Source organism: Rhodococcus zopfii NBRC 100606 = JCM 9919 (assembly GCF_001895025.1).
GTDB classification, from domain to species: Bacteria; Actinomycetota; Actinomycetes; order Mycobacteriales; family Mycobacteriaceae; genus Rhodococcus; species Rhodococcus zopfii.
The window spans coordinates 1-1,190 of sequence record NZ_BCXI01000124.1 but is presented as its reverse complement, the minus strand read 5'-3'; the positions used below and the strand labels follow the sequence as shown (position 1 = coordinate 1,190).

Sequence of the window (1,190 nt, the reverse complement as noted above, 5' to 3'; positions counted from 1 at the left end):
ATGGCCACGGACAACGTTTGAGGCAACGCTTGATCTCGCGTGGTGTCTTACCTTCCCGAGTTCGGCGTGCGGCATAGGCTTTCGTCTCGGGGTGATGTTGAAGCCGGGACAACGCCACGGTGTAGAGGGCGCGGTTGAGCTGACGGTCACCGGAGCGGCTCAGCCGATGTCGGACCGTGGCGCCGCTGCTGGCCGGGATGGGCGTCACTCCGGCGAGGGAAGCGAACGCAGCCTCGTTGCGCACGCGTCCGGGATGCGACCAGGACACGATGAACTGCGCGGCGGTCACGGCCCCGACCCCGGGCAGTTCCAACAGTGAGGGACAGATGGTCATGACGAGTTCTTCGATGGCGCTTTCGTGCTCGGCGGCTTCGGCTTCGAGGAACAACGCGCGACGGGCAACTGCTCGGATGCCGCGGACGGTGGTGCGGTGCTCGACGGAGTGGGTGGGCAGGGTGCGCAGGCGCGACCCCCGTTCGAGCTGATCGTTGGTGCTTCCGCGACGCATCTGCTCACGTAGAGCCTGAGGAGCATTGACGATCAACGCCTTGAGCTGTCCGATCGCTTTGGTTCGGGCCACTATCGCGCCTTGTCGGGCGGTGAGCAGCACGCGCAGAGCCTCCCGGTTTCCACGGGCACGAGGGGCGGCGAGGTGTTCGCGGGACAAGGCCTCGCGGGCGGCGCGGATCGCGTCGAGCTCGTCGTTCTTGGCGCCGTTGCGTCGGGCCGGACGTGCGGGTCGGTCGATTTCGACGACCCATTCGCCGCGTTCGAGCAGGAAGGTCGTCAGTCCGGAGCCGAAGCTGCCGCTGCCTTCGATGGCCCACACGCGTCGCCCGGCTCCGTGCCGGGTGCCGAAGTCGAAGCAGCGTCGGTATCCCATGGCGTCGGTGGGGCACTGCATGTGGGCGAGGGCGGCACCGGTGGATGCTTCGACGACGGCGGCGGTGTTGCTGTCGCGGTGGGTATCGACCCCGATGACGTAATCGACTTGGTCTGCAAGCATGGAGTGCACGGTGTTCTCCTTCGATGCTGGGGAGTGCCGAGGTCGGCATCGACCTGGGTGCGGTCACCGTGTGGCAGGACTGTGATGAGGCACGAGACGATTCGGCCAGGCTTCTGATCAGGCCAGCAGCCGGTGGGCCAGGTCGATGCCGGCGACCATGACGACATATCCAAGGCAAGGGCAC

General features: G+C 66.6%; 1 protein-coding gene. It reads right to left on the bottom strand.

Annotated elements, in window-relative coordinates:
• Positions 1-1,006: IS110 family RNA-guided transposase (locus tag RZ1_RS29405; protein WP_072816480.1), on the bottom strand; the 1,006-nt coding region annotated here is incomplete at its 3' end.
• Positions 1,007-1,190 lie beyond the last annotated feature (184 nt).